The 18,028-nt window shown below is 66.8% G+C and carries 19 protein-coding genes; 13 read left to right on the top strand and 6 right to left on the bottom strand.

From position 1 onward, the window contains the following. The first annotated feature begins 103 nt into the window (after nucleotides 1-103). The 5 genes from ruvX (at nucleotide 104) to ACCC97_RS19400 (ending at nucleotide 4,313) form a co-directional block, all read left to right on the top strand. Complete coding sequence (gene ruvX, locus ACCC97_RS19420) at nucleotides 104-535, top strand: Holliday junction resolvase RuvX (RefSeq protein ID WP_413334460.1); 432 nt, start codon at nucleotides 104-106, stop codon at nucleotides 533-535. Next, the gene (pyrR, locus tag ACCC97_RS19415) at nucleotides 532-1,029 is read left to right on the top strand and encodes a bifunctional pyr operon transcriptional regulator/uracil phosphoribosyltransferase PyrR (RefSeq protein WP_007830976.1); all 498 of its coding nucleotides are present in this window, start codon (nucleotides 532-534) and stop codon (nucleotides 1,027-1,029) included. Before ruvX ends, pyrR begins: the two co-directional genes overlap by 4 nt. Further along, nucleotides 1,029-1,991, top strand: a complete 963-nt coding sequence (locus ACCC97_RS19410; protein ID WP_413334458.1) for an aspartate carbamoyltransferase catalytic subunit — start codon at nucleotides 1,029-1,031, stop codon at nucleotides 1,989-1,991. The genes pyrR and ACCC97_RS19410 overlap by 1 nt, the downstream gene beginning before the upstream one ends. A 139-nt stretch (nucleotides 1,992-2,130) precedes the next feature. Next, nucleotides 2,131-3,414, top strand: coding sequence for a dihydroorotase (locus ACCC97_RS19405; RefSeq protein ID WP_007830979.1), 1,284 nt, complete (start codon nucleotides 2,131-2,133; stop codon nucleotides 3,412-3,414). 152 nt (nucleotides 3,415-3,566) lie between these two features. Next, nucleotides 3,567-4,313, top strand: coding sequence for a lysophospholipid acyltransferase family protein (locus tag ACCC97_RS19400; protein WP_007830981.1), 747 nt, complete (start codon nucleotides 3,567-3,569; stop codon nucleotides 4,311-4,313). A gap of 308 nt (nucleotides 4,314-4,621) precedes the next feature. Here the strand turns inward: ACCC97_RS19400 and ACCC97_RS19395 are convergent, their stop codons facing one another. After that, entirely contained in the window at nucleotides 4,622-4,984 is a 363-nt protein-coding gene (locus tag ACCC97_RS19395; protein WP_413334455.1) for a hypothetical protein, read from the bottom strand. A gap of 285 nt (nucleotides 4,985-5,269) precedes the next feature. Between ACCC97_RS19395 and ACCC97_RS19390 the strand changes: the two genes are divergently transcribed. The 7 genes from ACCC97_RS19390 (at nucleotide 5,270) to ACCC97_RS19360 (ending at nucleotide 12,683) form a co-directional block, all read left to right on the top strand. Next, the gene (locus ACCC97_RS19390; protein WP_042673053.1) at nucleotides 5,270-5,626 is read left to right on the top strand and encodes a cupin domain-containing protein; all 357 of its coding nucleotides are present in this window, start codon (nucleotides 5,270-5,272) and stop codon (nucleotides 5,624-5,626) included. Between the two features lie 234 nt (nucleotides 5,627-5,860). Further along, entirely contained in the window at nucleotides 5,861-7,522 is a 1,662-nt protein-coding gene (locus tag ACCC97_RS19385; RefSeq protein WP_413334453.1) for an ABC transporter substrate-binding protein, read from the top strand. 26 nt (nucleotides 7,523-7,548) lie between these two features. Then, a complete protein-coding gene (locus ACCC97_RS19380; protein WP_413334451.1) occupies nucleotides 7,549-8,502 on the top strand; it encodes an ABC transporter permease in 954 nt (317 codons plus the stop codon). A gap of 19 nt (nucleotides 8,503-8,521) precedes the next feature. Next, complete coding sequence (locus tag ACCC97_RS19375) at nucleotides 8,522-9,421, top strand: ABC transporter permease (protein WP_413334449.1); 900 nt, start codon at nucleotides 8,522-8,524, stop codon at nucleotides 9,419-9,421. Nucleotides 9,422-9,425: 4 nt separating this feature from the next. Further along, a complete protein-coding gene (locus ACCC97_RS19370) occupies nucleotides 9,426-10,466 on the top strand; it encodes an ABC transporter ATP-binding protein (protein WP_413314360.1) in 1,041 nt (346 codons plus the stop codon). Next, on the top strand, nucleotides 10,463-11,473 hold the full coding sequence (locus ACCC97_RS19365) for an ABC transporter ATP-binding protein (protein WP_413334447.1): 1,011 nt from the start codon (nucleotides 10,463-10,465) through the stop codon (nucleotides 11,471-11,473). Before ACCC97_RS19370 ends, ACCC97_RS19365 begins: the two co-directional genes overlap by 4 nt. Before the next feature lie 31 nt (nucleotides 11,474-11,504). Continuing rightward, nucleotides 11,505-12,683 carry an amidase gene (locus tag ACCC97_RS19360; RefSeq protein WP_413334445.1) on the top strand — a complete coding sequence of 393 codons (1,179 nt, stop codon included), beginning with the start codon at nucleotides 11,505-11,507 and terminating at the stop codon, nucleotides 12,681-12,683. Between the two features lie 10 nt (nucleotides 12,684-12,693). Here ACCC97_RS19360 and ACCC97_RS19355 read toward each other — a convergent pair whose 3' ends face one another. The 5 genes from ACCC97_RS19355 to ACCC97_RS19335 form a co-directional block, all read right to left on the bottom strand. Further along, a complete protein-coding gene (locus ACCC97_RS19355; RefSeq protein ID WP_413334443.1) occupies nucleotides 12,694-13,209 on the bottom strand; it encodes an ureidoglycolate lyase in 516 nt (171 codons plus the stop codon). A gap of 394 nt (nucleotides 13,210-13,603) precedes the next feature. Continuing rightward, a complete protein-coding gene (locus tag ACCC97_RS19350) occupies nucleotides 13,604-13,900 on the bottom strand; it encodes a hypothetical protein (protein ID WP_157632158.1) in 297 nt (98 codons plus the stop codon). A 329-nt stretch (nucleotides 13,901-14,229) separates the two neighbouring features. Next, nucleotides 14,230-14,862 carry a hypothetical protein gene (locus ACCC97_RS19345; protein WP_007830991.1) on the bottom strand — a complete coding sequence of 211 codons (633 nt, stop codon included), beginning with the start codon at nucleotides 14,860-14,862 and terminating at the stop codon, nucleotides 14,230-14,232. Between the two features lie 84 nt (nucleotides 14,863-14,946). After that, nucleotides 14,947-15,267 (bottom strand): hypothetical protein, encoded by a 321-nt coding sequence (locus tag ACCC97_RS19340; RefSeq protein WP_413334441.1) that lies wholly within the window; start codon nucleotides 15,265-15,267, stop codon nucleotides 14,947-14,949. 149 nt (nucleotides 15,268-15,416) lie between these two features. Next, on the bottom strand, nucleotides 15,417-16,985 hold the full coding sequence (locus ACCC97_RS19335; RefSeq protein WP_413334439.1) for an MFS transporter: 1,569 nt from the start codon (nucleotides 16,983-16,985) through the stop codon (nucleotides 15,417-15,419). 131 nt (nucleotides 16,986-17,116) lie between these two features. Between ACCC97_RS19335 and ACCC97_RS19330 the strand changes: the two genes are divergently transcribed. After that, entirely contained in the window at nucleotides 17,117-18,022 is a 906-nt protein-coding gene (locus ACCC97_RS19330; RefSeq protein ID WP_007830996.1) for a LysR family transcriptional regulator, read from the top strand. Nucleotides 18,023-18,028 lie beyond the last annotated feature (6 nt).

Genomic DNA, 18,028 nt, shown 5'->3' with positions numbered 1-18,028 from the left:
CCCAGGCTGCGCGCACTTCGTGTCGCTTCGCCAACCCCCTACCGGGGGCGTGCCGGCCGCTTCGGGCGGCCGTGCGCGGCGGCCCCCTGTGAGCGGACCGGCGATGTCTGACAGCGCTCGGCCCCCAGCACCTGCCGTTGTCCCCGCCAATTTCCAGAGCTTCCTGGGCTTCGACTTCGGCGCCAAGCGCACCGGCGTGGCCAGCGGCAACCGGCTGCTGCGCACCGCCAGCCCGCAGGCCACCATCAAGGCCGAGGGCGCCGATGCCCGCTTCGCGCAGGTCGAGGCGCGCATCAAGGAATGGCAGCCCGACGCGCTGGTGGTCGGCGTGCCCTACCACCCCGATGGCGCCTCGCACGAGAACACCCGCCGCGCGCAGAAGTTCGCGCGCCAGCTGCGCGGGCGTTTCAATCTTCAGGTGTTCGAGGTCGACGAGCGTTACAGCACCACCGAGGCGCTGGCCTCGGGCGCACGCGATGCCGATGCGGCTTCCGCCTGCATCATCCTGGAGCAATTCTTGAGGAGTCTCCCGTGAGTTCAATCCCCGACGCCGAAGCGCTCTACACGAAGCTGCTCGCCGGCGTGAAGCCGCTGATGCGCCCCGAAACGAAGCTGGTGGGCGTCACTTCCGGCGGCGCCTGGCTGGTCGAGCGGCTGCAGAAGGACCTGGGCCTGAGCGGCGCGCCCGGCATCATCTCGTCGGCCATGCACCGCGACGACTTCGCGCGCCGCGGGCTCTCGGCCAGCGCGCAGACCTCGCTGCCCTTCGACGCGAATGGCGCCGACGTACTGCTGCTCGACGACGTGCTCTACACCGGCCGCACCATCCGCGCCGTGCTCAACGAGCTGTTCGACTTCGGCCGTCCAGCCAGCGTGCGGCTCGCCGTACTGGTCGACCGCGGCGGGCGCGAGCTGCCGGTGGCTGCCGACTTCGCCGCCACCACGCTCACCTTGCCGAACACGCAACTGCTTGCCCTCGCCCGCGCCGAAGATGGCGCCTTCAGCCTCAAGGTGGAGGAAAACCGCTGATGCTCTACAAGCGAAACCCCCAGCTCAACAAGAACGGCGAGCTGATCCACCTGCTGTCGATCGAGGGCCTGCCCAAGGACATCGTCACGCACATCCTCGACACGGCCGCCAACTTCACCAGCGTGAGCGACCGCGAGGTGAAGAAGGTGCCGCTGCTGCGCGGCAAGAGCGTGTTCAACCTCTTCTTCGAGAACAGCACCCGCACCCGCACCACCTTCGAGATCGCGGCCAAGCGCCTCTCCGCGGACGTCATCAACCTCGACATCGCGCGCTCTTCGGCCACCAAGGGCGAGTCGCTGCTCGACACGATCGCCAACCTCAGCGCCATGGCCGCCGACCTGTTCGTGGTGCGCCACAGCGAGTCGGGTGCGCCGTACCTGATCGCTCAGCACGTCGAGCCGCACGTACACGTGGTGAATGCTGGCGACGGCCGCCATGCGCACCCGACGCAGGGGCTGCTCGACATGTACACGATCCGCCACTACAAGAAGGACTTTGCGAACCTCACGGTCGCGATCGTCGGCGACGTGCTGCACTCGCGCGTGGCGCGCTCCGACATCCATGCGCTCACCACGCTCGGCTGCGCCGAAGTGCGCGTGGTCGGTCCCAAGACATTGGTGCCCGGCGACATGGCCGGCATGGGCGTGCGCGTGTGCCACACGCTCGAGGAGGGCATCAAGGACTGCGACGTGGTCATCATGCTGCGCCTGCAGAACGAGCGCATGAGCGGCGCGCTGCTGCCGTCGTCGCAGGAGTTCTTCAAGACCTTCGGCCTCACGCCCGAGAAGCTGCAGCTGGCCAAGCCCGACGCCATCGTGATGCACCCCGGCCCCATCAACCGCGGCGTGGAAATCGACTCCGCCGTGGTCGACGGCAAGCAAAGCGTGATCCTGCCGCAGGTCACCTTCGGCATTGCCGTCCGGATGGCCGTCATGAGCATCGTCGCAGGCAACGAAGCATAAAGATGTTGCTCGCCCCCCGTCTTCGCGCACTTCGTGTCGCTTCGCCAACCCCCTGCCGGGGGCAACACCGGTGGCCCGGCGAAGCCGGTTCCACGGTGTTTCCCGAAAAGGCCCCGACTGCCACCGGAAGAACAGACGCATGAACATTCTTATTTCCAACGGGCGCGTGATCGATCCCGCCTCCGGCGTCGACAAGAAGGCCGACGTCGTCATCAGTGATGGCCGCATTGCCGGCATCGGCAACATCCCCGCGGGCTTCAAGGCCGAGCGCACCCTCGATGCCACGGGCTGCATCGTCGCCCCCGGCCTCGTCGATCTCGCCGCGCGCCTGCGCGAGCCCGGCTACGAACACGAAGGCATGCTTGAAAGCGAAATGGCCGCGGCCATCGCCGGCGGCGTCACCAGCCTCGTGTGTCCGCCCGACACCGACCCGGTGCTCGACGAGCCCGGCCTTGTCGAGATGCTCAAGTTCCGCGCCGAGAAGCTGCAGCGCGCACGCCTGTTCCCGCTCGGTGCGCTCACGCGCGGCCTGGCCGGCGGCGTGCTGACCGAGATGGCCGAACTCACCGAAGCCGGCTGCATCGGCTTCAGCCAGGCCGACGTGCCGCTGGCCGACACGCAGGTGTTGCAGCGCGCGCTGTCGTACGCCAGCACCTTCGGCTACACCGTGTGGCTGCGTCCGCAGGACCGCGACCTCGGCAAGGGCGTCGCGGCCAGCGGCCCGCTCGCCACGCGGCTCGGCCTCGCGGGCGTGCCCGTGTCGGCCGAGACGATCGCCATCTTCACCATCGTCGAGCTCATGAAGGCCACCGGCGCGCGCGTGCACCTGTGCCGCATCTCCAGCGCGCGCGGCGTGGCACTGGTGCGCGAGGCCAAGGCGCAGGGCCTGCCGCTGACCTGCGACGTCAGCATCAACTCGCTGCACCTGGCCGACACCGACATCGGCTACTTCGACAGCCGCGCCCGCCTGAACCCGCCGCTGCGCCAGCAGGGCGACCGCGACGCGCTCTCGGCCGCGCTGGCCGACGGCACCATCGACGCGCTGGTGTCCGACCACACGCCAGTCGAGGCCGACGCCAAGACGCTGCCCTTCGCCGAGAGCGAACCGGGCGCGACGGGCCTCGAACTGCTGCTGCCGCTCGCGCTGCAGTGGGGCGAGCGCAGCGGCGCGGGCATGGCGCGCGCCATCGAGGTCATCACCTCGGCGCCGGCGCACCTGCTGGCGTCCGCCGACGCGGGCACCGGCATCGGCCGCCTCGTCGAAGGCGGTGTGGCCGACCTGTGCGTGTTCGACCCGGCGCTCGAATGGCAGGTGCAGCCCGATGCGCTCAAGAGCCAGGGCAAGCACACGCCGTTCGCCAGCTACCCCATGCAGGGCCGCGTGCGCCACACACTGGTGGCAGGCCGCGTCGTCCACGGCTAGAAATGAAGCTCGCCCCCAGTCTTCGCGCACTTCGTGTCGCTACGCCAACCCCCTTGCAGGGGGCAACACCAGCGGCCCGGCAGAGCCGGTTCCGCGGTGTTCCGCGACCATGCATTGACATTGAAGAAAGTAGCTGAGAGGGCGCACGTCTGATGTTTCATTCGCTGAAAGCCTGCTGGCGCCTCCTGCATGCGATCGCGCATGCGCTGGCCGGCTGGTGGACGATCCGTTTCACCTTCCCCGGCCTCTCGCAGCCCGAGCGCAATGCACGTGTGCAGGCATGGTCGAAGCGCATGCTCGAGATCATGGGCATCACGCTCAAGGTGCAGGGCACGCCGCCGCCCGAAGGTCCGGTCCTGCTGATCTGCAACCACCTCTCCTGGCTCGACATCACCTGCATCCACGCGGCACGCCATGTGCGCTTCGTGTCGAAGTCGGACGTCAAGAACTGGCCGCTGATCGGCACGCTGTCGAATGGCTCCGGCACGCTCTACATCGAGCGCGAACGCCGCCGCGACGCGCTGCGCGTGGTGCACCACATGACCGAGGCGCTGTGCAACGGCGACCTGATCGGCGTGTTCCCCGAAGGCACGACCAGCGACGGCCGCGGCCTGCTGCCGTTCCATGCCAACCTGCTGCAGGCGGCCATTTCCTCGGGCGCACCCGTGCTGCCCGCTGCACTGCGTTTTGCCGATGCGGCCACCGGCGAAACCAGCCAGGCCCCGCGCTACATCGACGACGACAGCCTCGCCGCGTCGCTATGGAACACGCTGCGTGCGCCGCCGCTGCTGGCCATCGTGCGCTTCGGCGAACCGCAGCATCCGCACGGCCGCGAGCGCCGCGCCTGGGCCCAGTCGCTGCATGAAGACGTGCAGCAGCTGCGCCGCGAGACGCACTGACGAGAGAGACAAAAAAAGCGCCCCACGAGGGAGGCGCTTAACGGCGCACGGATGCGCCGTGAGGAGGAACCGATCCGTTTCTTCTTCGACTTCGCTTTTCTTCTTGTTTCGTCAAAGAATCCCGAAGATCTTCAGGCCGATGATCACGATCAGGGGTACGCCGCACAGCCAGAGGATGATGCTTTTCACGATCAGGTCTCCTTGAAACAGGCAGGCCTGCAGACTGGCCGCGGCGCAGCCTCACCGGTGCGGGAGAAAGCAAACCATGCGCGTGGGCGGGTGCCTACACGAGGAGCAACCCGGTCGGATCAGTAGCGTTCCTCGTAATAGCGGCGGTGCTGTTCGCGCTCCCATTGCCGGCGACGCCATTCACGGCGCTCGGCGCGGCGTTCTTCCCAGCGCGAGTCGGGCTCGTAGTAGACCGGAGGCGGAACCGAATACGCGGGCTGCTGGTAGCGCACCGGCGGCGGGGGCTGGTAATAGGTGGGCGGCGGCGTATAGACGGGCGCCGGCTCGTAGTAGACCGGCGGCGGCTCGCTGACGACCACGCCCGGCACGCCGATGCCGATGGACCAGCTTGTTTCTGCATTGGCCGATGCGGCCATGCCCAAGGTGCCTGCGGCGACGACGCCGGCAGCGGCGAGCTTGAGAACAGTTCTGCGAAAAGTCATTGGGGACTCCTGGAGGGCGGAAAAAATAAGCCCTCATGGGTGTCCAACGCGCCGGCCCCCGCAACGGCGCACTTCGCTGCTGTGAAGAACGTTCCCAGATGTGACGAGCCCGGTCGCGATCGGTGCGGCGGCCGTCAGCCCGTAGCCGCTGCGTGCAGGCAGATCGCGCTGCGGCGGGCCGCCAATCGCGCATTTGCCACCGATTCCGGCATCGACTTCGGCACCCACGCGGAAGCGCACGACCCTAGCATGAAAGATCCCGTGTTCAACTTCACCAGACCTTTCATGTCAAACAATCTGCTCGTCAACTTCAACCTCGACCAGCTCGGCGAACCGCGCGAATACCGGCCGCCGGCCGAACGCGTCATCGAAGGCGACATCGTGTGCCGCAACTGGGACGTCGACAGCGCCAAGGACGGCAAGGTGCGCGCTGGCGTGTGGGAGTCGACACCCGGTGTGAACCATTCCATCAAGGGTGAGACCTGGGAGTTCTGCCTGATCCTGTCCGGCCTGGTCGAGATCACCGAGGCAGGTCAGAGCCCGGTGACTTACGGAGCCGGCGACTGCTTCATCATGAAGCCTGGCTACGTCGGCACCTGGCGCACCATCGAAACGGTGCGCAAGGTGTGGGTCATGGCTTGAGGGGGAGAGAGCCGAGCGTGTGGATTGCGCCGTGGCCGGTGCATGACATGACATCGGCGCGCCGGCATTCGACGAGATCGTGCAGCGCGGCGCACTCACCACCGGCCTGACCTGGCACCTCGCGCGCCCGCGCTGGTCGTGGACATGGATCCAGGGACTGATCGCTTGTTGGCACATGTCGTGCTTGAGCGTTTCCTTTCGTCCTTTTCGCCATTCCACCCAACGGAGTTCCATGTGAAGCGTGCTGCCCCTGCCCCGTTCCTGAAGCCCCTGGCCGCCTGCGCGGCAATCGCGACCCTGGCCCTGGTCGCCCCCCATGCGATGGCACAGGAAAAGACGCTGCGCATCGCCATGACGGCAGCCGACATTCCGCGCACGCTGGGCCAGCCCGACCAGGGCTTCGAGGGCAACCGCTTCACCGGCATTCCAATCTACGATTCGCTCACGCAGTGGGATCTGTCGAAGGCCGACGCACCGAGCGTGCTGGTTCCCGGCCTCGCCACCTCGTGGGCAGTGGACGCCAAGGACAAGACCAAGTGGGTCTTCAAGCTGCGCCCCGGCGTCAAGTTCCATGACGGTTCGGCCTTCTCCGCCGACGCCGTGGTGTGGAACGTGCAGAAGGTTCTCGACAAGGACGCCCCGCAGTTCGACCCCAGCCAGGTCGGCGTGACGGCTTCGCGCATGCCCACGCTCAAGTCGGCGCGCAAGATCGACGACACGACGGTCGAGCTCACCACCAGCGAGCCCGACGCCTTCCTGCCGATCAACCTCACGAACCTGTTCATGGCCTCGCCCGCGCACTGGCAGAAGAAGTTCGATGCCGCCGCAGGCGCCACGCCTGCAGACAAGGCCAAGGCCGCCTGGACCGCCTTCGCCGCCGACCCTGCCGGCTCGGGTCCGTTCAAGGTCACGCGCTTCGTGGCGCGGGAGCGGCTGGAGCTGGCCGCCAACAAGGGCTACTGGGACGCCAGGCGCGTGCCGAAGATCGACAAGGTCGTGATGCTGCCGATGCCCGAAGCCAATGCGCGCACCGCCGCGCTACTGGGCGGCCAGGTCGACTGGATCGAGGCGCCCGCGCCCGACGCCATGGCGCAGATCACGCAACGCGGCTTCAAGATCTATTCGAACGCGCAGCCGCACGTATGGCCATGGCAACTCTCGTTCGCCGAAGGCTCGCCCTGGCTCGACAAGCGCGTGCGCCAGGCGGCCAACCTGTGCATCGACCGCGGCGGCATGAAGCAACTGCTGGGCGGCATGATGGCCGAGCCCAAAGGCACGGTGCCGCCGGGCCACCCGTGGTTCGGCAAGCCCAGCTTCGACATCCGCTACGACGTGAAGGCCGCGCAGGCCCTCATGACGCAGGCCGGCTACTCCGCGGCCAAACCGATCAAGGTGAAGGTGCAGATATCGGCCTCGGGCTCGGGCCAGATGCAGCCGCTGCCGATGAACGAGTTCGCGCAGCAGTCGCTCAAGCAGTGCTACTTCGACGTGCAGTTCGACGTGATCGAATGGAACACGCTCTTCACCAACTGGCGCAAGGGCGCGAAGGACCCCTCGGCCAATGGCGCCAATGCGGTCAACATCAGCTTCGCAGCGATGGACCCGTTCTTCGCGATGGTGCGCTTCGTGAGCACCAAGGCCTTCCCACCGGTGTCGAACAACTGGGGCTACTACGGCAGCCCCGAGGTCGACAAGCTGGTGGCCGACGCGCGCACCAGCTTCGACGACAAGGTGCGCGACGCCGCGCTCGCAAAGCTGCACACGCACATCGTGGACGACGCGCCGTTCGTGTGGATCGCCCACGACGTGGGGCCGCGCGCACTCTCGTCCAAGATCAAGAACGTGGTGCAGCCGAAAAGCTGGTTCATCGACATCGCCACCATGACGATGGACTGACCCCCTCCCGCAGCCAGCCACGAGCCATGTTCGCCTACCTCCTGCGCCGCGTGATCTACGCCGTGCCGATCATGATCGGCGTGGCCCTCGTGTGCTTCCTGCTCGTGCACATCGCGCCCGGCGATCCGCTGGTGTCGATCCTGCCGCCCGATGCGTCCGCCGAACTGCAGGCGCAACTGCGCGAGCTGTACGGCTTCAACCGTTCGCTGCCCGAGCAGTTCGCGATGTGGCTGTGGCGCGCGGTGCACGGCGACCTGGGCGTGTCCATCGCGAGCAATCGCGCGGTGGCCGGCGAGGTGTTCACCGCCGTGGGCAACACGCTGCGGCTGGCGGTGGTGGCCACCTTCATCGGGTTCGTGCTGGGTTGCCTCTTCGGCTTCGTGGCGGGCTACTTTCGCGGCTCGTGGGTCGACCGGCTGGCCTCGGTGTTCTCGGTATTGGGCGTGAGCGTGCCGCACTACTGGCTGGGCATGGTGATGGTGATCGTGTTCTCGTCGCAGCTCATGTGGCTGCCGGCCACCGGCGCGGGCCCCAGCGGCTCGGACGACTGGGCGTGGGACTGGGCGCACCTGCAGTTCCTGCTGCTGCCGGCGCTCACGATGTCGGTGATTCCCATGGGCATCATCGCGCGCACGGTGCGCGCGCTGGTGGCCGACATCCTCGACCAGGAGTTCATCGTGGGCCTGCGCGCCAAGGGGCTCACTCACCTCGGCGTGTTCCGCCACATGGTGAAGAACGCGGCGCCCACGGCGCTGGCCGTGATGGGCCTGCAGCTGGGCTATCTGCTCGGCGGCTCGATCCTCATCGAGACCGTGTTCTCGTGGCCGGGCACCGGCTTCCTGCTCAACTCGGCCATCTTCCAGCGCGACCTGCCGCTGCTGCAGGGAACGATCCTCGTGCTGGCGCTGTTCTTCGTGCTGCTGAACCTGCTGGTCGACGTGCTGCAGACCTTGCTCGATCCGCGCATCGCGCGTGCCTGAAGAAGAAAGCCGCCAAGCAATGTCCACCGTGCTTCCCATCTCTTCCGCCGTTGCCGTCGAACCCTTGCCGGCCCAGCGCTCTCGCGGCTACTGGGTTTCGGTGTGGCTGCGTCTGCGGCGTGACCCGGTCGCCGTCGGCGCGGCCATCGTCGTGTTGCTGCTGATCGCGCTCGCTGTCTTCGGCACATGGTTCGCGCCGGCCGACCCGTACCAGTCGTCGATGCTCAAGCGCCTCAAGCCCATAGGCACCGAGGGCCTTCCGCTGGGCAGCGACGAGCTGGGCCGCGACATGCTCTCGCGCCTTATCGTCGGCGCGCGGCTGTCGCTGTTCATCGGCATCACGCCGGTGCTGTGCGCCTTCGTGCTGGGCACGATCATCGGCATCGTCGCCGGTTATGCGGGCGGGCTGACCAACACGCTGATCATGCGCACCATCGACGTGTTCTACGCCTTTCCCTCGGTGCTGCTGGCCATCGCTCTGTCGGGCACGCTGGGTGCGGGGGTGGTCAATTCGTTGATCTCGCTGACCATCGTGTTCATTCCGCAGATCGCGCGCGTGGCCGAGAGCGTCACCACGCAGGTGCGCACTCGCGACTACGTGGAAGCGGCGCGCGCTTCGGGCGCCAGCCCCTTCAACATCGTGCGGGTGCATGTGCTGGGCAATGTGCTCGGGCCGATCTTCGTCTACGCCACCAGCCTGATCGCGGTGTCGATGATCCTGGCCTCGGGCCTGTCGTTCCTGGGTTTGGGCGTGAAGCCGCCGGAACCCGAATGGGGCCTGATGCTCAACACGCTGCGCACTGCGATCTATGTGCAGCCATGGGTCGCTGCGTTGCCGGGCGCGATGATCTTCATCACTTCGATCTCTTTCAACATCCTGTCCGACGGACTTCGCTCGGCGATGGACAACAAGGGGTGAAGCCATGGACGCACTGAAGGATATCGGCGGCCCCGCCCAACCGCTCCTCACCATCAAGGGCCTGGTCAAGCACTTCCCGCTCAAGAAAGACCCGCTCGGCCGCGGCGGTGGCGTCGTGCGGGCGGTCGACGGCGTGGACTTCGAGGTGCTCAAGGGCGAAACGCTCGGCGTGGTCGGCGAGTCGGGCTGCGGCAAGTCGACCACCGCCCGACTGCTGATGCAGCTGATCGAGCCGACGCGCGGCGAAGTCGTGTTCGACGGCCGGGAAGTCGGCAGCCGGGACCTGCCGCTGAAAGAATTCCGCCGCCAGGTGCAGATGGTGTTTCAGGACAGCTACGCCTCCCTCAACCCGCGCCTCACCATCGAAGATTCGATCGCCTTCGGGCCGCAGGTGCACGGAGTGTCGCGGCGCGAATCGGTTGAACGTGCGCGCGACCTGCTCGCCCGCGTGGGCCTGTCGCCGCAACGCTTTGCCGAGCGCTACCCGCATGAACTCTCGGGTGGCCAGCGGCAGCGCGTAAATATCGCGCGGGCCCTCGCATTGCAGCCGCGCATGGTGATTCTCGACGAAGCCGTCTCCGCGCTCGACAAATCGGTGGAGGCGCAGGTCATCAACCTGCTGCTCGACCTGAAGGCCGAGTTCGGGCTGACCTACGTGTTCATCAGCCACGACCTCAACGTGGTGCGCTACGTGAGCGACCGCGTGATGGTGATGTACCTCGGCCAGGTGGCCGAGATCGGCCCGGCCGATGCGCTGTACGACGCACCCGCTCACCCCTACACGCGTGCGCTGCTTTCTTCCATGCCGTCGATGGACCCGGACCACCGCACCGAAGAAGCAGCGCTCGCGGGCGATCCGCCGAACCCCATCAACCCGCCCTCGGGCTGCCGCTTTCATCCGCGCTGTGCGCTGGCCGCGCCGGTGTGCGCCAAGGTCGTTCCCGAGCGCATCGTCACCGGCTCGCAGCACGCGGTGAGCTGCCTGATCCACGAGGCGGGCAGCGGGCATCCGATGGCCATCGAAACCCCGAGGAAAGCAGCATGAGCGACAACGATAAACCGATGGTCCGCCTGCGCGACCTCAGCGTCACCTTCAGTGGCGGTCGCAAGCCGGTGCACGCCGTCAGCGGCGTGAGCCTTGAAGTGCAGCGCGGCGAGGTCGTCGCGCTGATCGGCGAGTCCGGCTCAGGCAAGAGCGTGACCATGCGCACCCTGCTGCGACTGCACCCCGAGCGCCGCACCCGCATGGGCGGCACGGTGCAGGTGGCCGGGCGCGACGTGCTCGCGATGTCGCAGCGCGAGCTGGCCGACTTCCGCGGCAAGGTCGCATCGATGATTTTCCAGGAGCCGCTGCTGGCGCTCGATCCGGTGTATTCGGTGGGCGCGCAGATCGTCGAGTCGATCCGACGGCACGAATCGGTCACGCAGGCCGAGGCGCAACATCGCGCGCTGGCGCTGTTCGAGCGTGTGCGCATTCCGAGCCCCGAACGGCGCCTGCAGGCCTATCCGCACGAGATGTCGGGCGGCATGCGCCAGCGCGCCATGATCGCGCTGGCACTCGCCTGCAAGCCCCAGCTGCTGCTGGCCGACGAGCCCACCACCGCGCTCGACGCCACGGTGCAGATCCAGATCCTGCTGCTGCTGCGCGAGCTGCAACGCGACCTGGGGCTGTCGGTGATCTTCGTCACGCACGACATCGGTGCCGCCGTCGAGGTGGCCGATCGCATCGCCGTGATGTATGCGGGCCGCATCGTCGAGGAAGGCACTGCGCGCGAGCTGATCCGCTCGCCGCGCCATCCGTACACGATTGCACTGCTCAAGAGCCGCGCGCATGGTGCGCTGGCACGCGGCACGCGGCTGGAAACCATCGGCGGCGCGCCGCCCGACCTGTCCGCGTTGCCGCCCGGCTGTGCCTTTGCCGAGCGCTGTGCGCTCGCGAGCGATGCCTGCCGCGCGGCGCAGCCGTCGGTGCTCGAGCTTGCACCCAGTCATCGCGTGCGCTGCATTCATACCGATGCGGCGGCGGCCATCGCGCCGGTGCTCGTCGCCTGACTGACCACCCCCACACGCCCCATCCATCGCCATGCCCCTGCACGACCCCGCCCACGCCTTCGTTCCGTACCCCGATGCGCCAGTGCCGCGCGCTGCGACCGGTCCGCTCGTCGACCTGAGCTTTGCAGCAAAAGACCTGTTCGATGTGGCCGGTTACCCCACGGGCGGCGGCAACCCCTTCGTGCTGGCGATGTCGGGCATCAAGACCCGCACCGCGCCCACGGTGCAGAAACTGCTCGATGCCGGCGCACGCTTCGCCGGCAAGACCGTGACCGACGAACTCGCGTTCTCGATGAACGGCAACAACGCGCACTTCGGCGCACCGGTCAATGGCGGAGCGCCGCTGCGCATCGCGGGCGGCTCGTCGTCGGGCTCGGCCTCGGCGGTGTCGTCGAATCTGTGCGACTTCGCGCTCGGTACCGACACCGGCGGCTCGGTGCGTGCGCCGGCCAACCACTGCGGCCTGTACGGCCTGCGTCCGACGCACGGCCGCGTGAGCCTCGAAGGGGCGCTCGACCTGGCGCCGAGCTTCGACACCTGTGGCTGGTTTGCGCGCGACGTCGGCACATTTGCGCGCGTGGCCGATGTGCTGCTGGGTGCCGACGCGGCCACCTTGCCCGAGCGCGTGCGGCTGCTGCGGCCCGATGACGTCTGGGCGCTGGCTGTGCCCGCCGCGGCCGATGCGCTCCAGGGCGCGGCCGGCCGCGTGCAGGATCTGCTCGGCCCCGCGCAAGGCACCACGGTGGCGCTGGAATCCTTCGACGCGATGTACTGGCACTTCCGCTACCTGCAGTCGCGCGAGGCCTGGCTCACCGACGGACCGTTGATCGAGCGCTACGCGCCGCCGCTCGGCCCGGGCGTGGCCGAGCGCTTTGCGTGGTCGCGCGAAGTGACCGATGCGCAGGTGACGACCGCGCGCATTTTCCGCACGGCCTTTCGCGCGCACCTGACCCACCTGCTCGGCACCGACGGCGTGCTGCTCCTGCCGACCATGCCAGACATCGCGCCGCTGCGCAGCGACAGCGAGGCTTCGATGGAGGACTACCGCAACCGCGCGATCCGCATGCTGTGCATTGCGGGCCTGGCGGGCTTTCCGCAGCTGTCGATTCCGCTGGCCACGCGCGAGGGTGCGCCGCTGGGCATTTCGCTGCTCGGGCCGGCCGGGTCGGACCGGTCGCTGGTTGCGCTGGCACAGCGCATCGTGGGCTGAAGCCGGGGCTTCAGAGCCGCACGCTGCCGCTCTGCCGAAGAAGGCAGATGTCGCAATCGACGCCGCCCCCCGCGCGTTCGATCACCACGAAGTCGCCCGCATCCACCGCCAGCAGCGCGTGATGCCAGGTGCCGGGCGCAAGCACCACGCCCTGGCGCCCGTCGGTGACGAAGGCCGCGAGTTGCTTCGCTGACGTGGGCGCCTCGCCCGCGCGGGCGACCACGATCACGAAGCGCCTGTCGCCCAGCGGCACGAAGCTCTGGCTGCCGAGCGCATGGCGCTCCATCTCCGATACCTCGTGCGGAAAGCGCCGCGCCTGCGCGCGGAACAGCGCCAGCATCGGCCGGCCGCCTTCGGCGTCGAGCCGCAGGTCGTCGAGCAAGTCGAAGCGCCGCGCATTGCCGCCGTTGATGGGCCGGCCTTCGACGGCGGGCACCTCGATCACGATGCCATACGGCGTGAAGGCTTGGGAAGTCAACGGCTTCGCCACGAGTGCCACGGCGCCTGTTGGGAGGTCATTGTTCATGTCTCGATTGCAGCAGAAATGTGGCCCACGCGGGTCATGTGCCGGGTGTGACCGGCACGCTGCCGATTGAGCCGAACATGGCATTTGGCGAGGCGACCGGTATCCTCAAAAAGCGACTCCGGCTGAGAGGGACTTTCCTACGATGCCCGGCGGCAGGCGCTTTGTCATGAGCGGTCGCAGGAGCGGCGGGGCGTTTGTCTCGGTAGAGAAGGGGCGAACCGCTCATGTGCGCATGCGGTGCAACTTCTACAGTGACTTGACGGCCAAACGCTCTGTGCTCAGACGGTAGAAAGCGGTGCCGGTTCGTCGACACACTGGAGAAGCGCATGAAATCGCACAGTCTGCCACCAGGAGCTTTCGCTCACGGACTGCAACGCTTCGATCCACTCATGCTTCAGAGACCATGCCCGCTGTCTTGATGGATTCCGATCTGCCTGAAGGCTGGAGCTGCTCGGTAGAGCTCGAGATTTCTCTTGATGGCGCCTACACCGCGCGGGCCGAACTGCGGCACGAAATCACGCGGTGCTGCGTGCTGTTGGTTACCCAGCAGCCGACCCGTGAAGCCGCGATCGAATGCATGAAGTCGCGTGCCTCTCGCTTCATAGAGGAATGGAATGCAAGATCGCCATAGCATGGTGTTACGCGACGCGGCATCCGAAGGCGGGCGCACGTACATATCGGGGGCGCTCATGCTGTAAGCCACTCCTTATGTGGCTCAACAGCGGGCATCTGGCGCTCGCATCCGAGGCATGCATTCCCGCAATCGTGCCGCCGTCCCTGACGGCTCAAAAGGGCCGTTGTCGAATCGCGCTCAATGACTTAGTCGACCTCTGCAGATTCGGCGCATCCTGCTCGGTGCGTTGGGATGAATCGTGATTGACTAGCAGAAGTCCGCTTCGCGCTCGAGCGACTGCTGAAGTATCAGCTACCGGGCCAAGAGCCGCCAGTTGCAGCAGTAGGAAGCAGCCCATGTCGACAAGCGCGGCGCAATACCGCTGCATGTCCGTTTCGAAGAACCTGTTAGGCATCAACCCAGCCTCTTGTGAAACGTGCAAAGTTGTACTCGTCGATGACCTTAATCGCGCTAGATCCGTCAGCGCCATTCTGCAAATTTTTCGACAAACCAGTTGCAATGGCTTTCGTCATCCACAGGAAATCGAGATACTTTCCGACAGGGTCTTTTGCGTAGTGACAGCCGTAGCCGCGTGCGATCTTGTCGTCCCAAAGAGGCAAGAAACTTGGGGCCAGAAGATGCAGCGCTTTAGCAGTGGCAACGGGACTCTGCGTTCCCTTTTTAGATCCGCTCCGAATCGCCAGCGCAGCAGAAAAACCTTTGAAGAGCCTTCGAACGAGAGACTCGTCAGCTTCGCCGAATTCCAAGATGTTCCGCGTACGGAGGCTCTCCAGATAGGACATATTCTTCTCTATGCATCGCTCAAGCTTAAAGAAGTCAAACTGCCCATACCGATAGAAGGCTTGGTTCCAGGTGAGAAGGAGAACACCCATTCCGTCTGCCACCTCCCGCGCGTTTCCCCAGTGGTGATTCACCAAGAAGGTAGCAGTTTTGTACATGGCTTCGCGAGGAAGGTTCTTCCTGAATGCCTTGCTGCCGCGCAGGATTACTCTCTGTCCAGGCAAATCCTTGGCTGTCATCACTCTTGCTCCTTTTATTCCTATCGCAATGCAGCAGTTCAGCCGCCCGCGACGTCAGCACCTTCAACGGCTTGCATGGGAGCTTTACCAAACAATCTTTTTCTCGTTTCCCCAACCTTCGCGCCCCGTCTTTACGCCCCTGTGTTCCGGCGTCGCCTGGATGCGGAAGACAAGGCGCCCGTTCTCAGGGCCGCCTTGGTGTACGCGAAAGCCAACGATCTTTCCGCCGAATCGGGACGGCTCGTTCTGGCCGTCATGAAGGTAAAGGTCTCCGCCCTCGGCCACGAGCCGTTCGGCGGTCGGCACTGAGACGACCCAATAGCCGCAGTCGTATTCGTACGGGTTGGCGGCGTCTTTGACTTTGTGGGTGTTTCCGAGGCGTTCGACGAGGTGAAGGGCTGGCATTCGGTTCGCTCCTGTGAGCAGCAATTGTGCAATCGACCGAGGCGAGCCCGTCAAATCGAAGTCGATGTCCGGTGCTCGCTGCGCTCCGCGGCAGCTCTGCCGATGCCTGCAGGCGGTAGCGAAATGCTCGCCCGGGGCTCGATGGAGCCTCAGTGCCCGCGAGCCACGCCGGGCAACACGTCCTGTGCGGGCGAGGCGCGCCGACGACCGAGTACCGCAAGGCTGAGCCCTGCGGTCAACGAAGCTCCGAGCCCGCCGTACAGCATGACCCATCCGAAGCCATGGGTCACGGCGGCCTGGAGGATCGCGCCGGCGGCATCCGGTGCAGCCAGCGTCGCCAACATCTGCTGCGCGCCCGCCACGTCCCCGCCGGCAAGCCGCTCGGCCAGCGCACGCAGCCGCGCTGCATCGAGCGCCGGCCCCAGCGCCGTGCGCAGCGCGGCCAGGATGCCCGCCACGAGCACCAGCCCCATCACGGCGATGTTGATGGCCAGGGTGATGAGGCGTGCGCTGACGTCCATGCCCGAGGCCATGCCGGCGCGGTTGGCGGGCACCGAGGCGGTGGTCATGTTGGTCGCGGGCGTGGTGGTCAGGCCCAGACCGATGCCGGCGATCAGCGCGCCGGGCAACACCGTCCAGTTGCCCAGGTGCGTGAGGCTGCTGCCCAGCTTCATCAGCGCGAAGCCCAGGCCGATCAGGAACAGGCCGGCGGGGATCACGAAGCGCGCCTGGTAGCGCAGCAGCAGCCATTGCGCGATCGGCGGCATCACAAGAAAGGGCACCGTGTAGAACAGGAGCGCCAGCCCGGCAGTGGTGGTGTCGTAGCCCAGGCCGGCGGAGAAGTACAGCGGCAGGTAGATCATGAACGGCCAGTAGCTGCAGTTCATGCCGATGCAGCCGAGGATGGCGCCCGAGAAGTCGCGGATCTTGAACACCGAGAAGTCGAACATCGGATGCGGATGCAATCGCTCGACCGCGACGAACGCGATCAGGCTGAACACCGTTGCCGCTGCCAGGCCCAGCGCGGCCGTGCTGGTCCAGCCCAGGCCCTCTCCCTGCGTGATGAGGGAGGTGAGCCCGAGCACCGCGACGGTCAGCGTGGCGATGCCGGCGAGGTCCAGCTTCTGCTGGCGGGCCTGCGGGTCGCTGGACTCCGCCACGCCGGCCATGATCAGTGCCAGGCCCAGCAACGCCAGCGGCGCGTGCACCAGGAAGACCCAGTGCCAGCTGGCCAGCGCGACGATGACGCCGCCGATCACCGGGCCGAAGCCCAGACCGATGCCGGCTACCACGCCCCAGATCGCGAAGGCGCGGCCGCGTGCCTTGCCGTCGGGGAACTGGTGCGACAGGATCGCAATGGAGCAGATGAACATCGCGCCGCCGGCCATGCCCTGCAAGAAGCGGCCGGCGATCAGCACCGCTGTGCTGGGCGCCAGGCCGCACAGCAGCGATGCGATGCCGAAGGCCATTACGGTGAGCGCGAACACGCGGCGCCGCCCGTAGCGGTCGGCCAGCGTGCCGGTGGCCATCAGCACCGTGGTGCAGGCGATGGTGTAGGCGTTCATGATCCATTGCAGGTCCTGGAAGTCGGCGTGCAGCCGCGCTTCCAGTACCGGCAGGATGATCGGCACGCTGGAGATCTCCAGGCCGAACAACAGTGCCGCCAGGCAAATGGCGGCCAGCGCAAGGGTGGGATGGCGAGGGGTGGAAGAAGACATCGGCGCGTCGTGAAAGGAAAGAAGGTCGACAGTGGAAACAGGAGGTTCCAGGCATTCTCAAGACCCTGATTTCATTACGCAAATGATTAAATTTCCTTCCATTCAAGAAGCTGGTTCATTAATCTAGCGCCATGAGCTTCGACACCGGCCTGCTGCAGGCATTCATCGCCGTCCACCAGGCCAACGGCTTCACCCGTGCCGCCGAGCAGTTGCACCTGACGCAATCGGCGGTCAGCCACCAGATCCGCCGGCTGGAAGAACTGGTCGGGCGCCCGCTGTTCCACCGCACCACGCGGCGCCTGAGCCTGACCGCCGACGGCGAGGACTTCCTGCGCCATGCCGAGCGCATCCTTCAGGCGCAGGACGCGCTGACGCGGCACTTCCGCTGCTCGCCCATCGAAGGCACGGTGCGCTTCGGCGTGCCCGAGAGCTTCATGAGCGAGGGCCTGCCGCAGCTGTTGCGCCAGTTCTCGCGCAGTTGCCCCAACGTCCGGCTGGAGGTGAGCGTGGGTCTGACGCTCGACCTGGCCACGATGGTGCGCGAGCGCGAGCTCGACCTGGCGGTGGTGGTGTCGGTCTCGGGCGCGGTCGAGGGCACGCTGCTGCGGCGTCTGCCGATGGTATGGGCCGCTGCCGAGGGCTTCGAGCGCCCCGACGGCGCCTCGCTGCCGCTGGCCTATTCGCCGACGCCCTGCGTGTGCCGCCAGGTCAGCATCGATGCGCTGAACAAGGCCGGCATCCCCTGGCACGGCGCCTTCAGCTCGCACAGCCTGCAGGACCTGCGCACGGTCGCGCTGAGCGGCCTCGCGGTGGCCACGTTCACCCGCGACAACCTGCGCCCGGGCATGGTGGCGCTGGACGAGCGCGACGGCCTGCCCGCACTGCCGACACTGGACTTCACGCTGGCCTACGGCGAAGGCGACGCGAAGGAGCGCAGTCCGGCCGTGGTCGAGCTCGGCCGCCTGATCGAACAGGCCGAGTGGGCCCGCCAGGACAAGCCCGCGCGGCGACCACGCCGCACGCTGCGCGTGGCGTAACGCCGC

The sequence above is a fragment of the Variovorax sp. Varisp85 genome, assembly GCF_047304045.1.
In the GTDB taxonomy this organism is placed as follows: domain Bacteria; phylum Pseudomonadota; class Gammaproteobacteria; order Burkholderiales; family Burkholderiaceae_C; genus Variovorax.
Note: the sequence above shows the minus strand (reverse complement) of the source record. Positions and strands in the feature narration are given on the sequence as shown.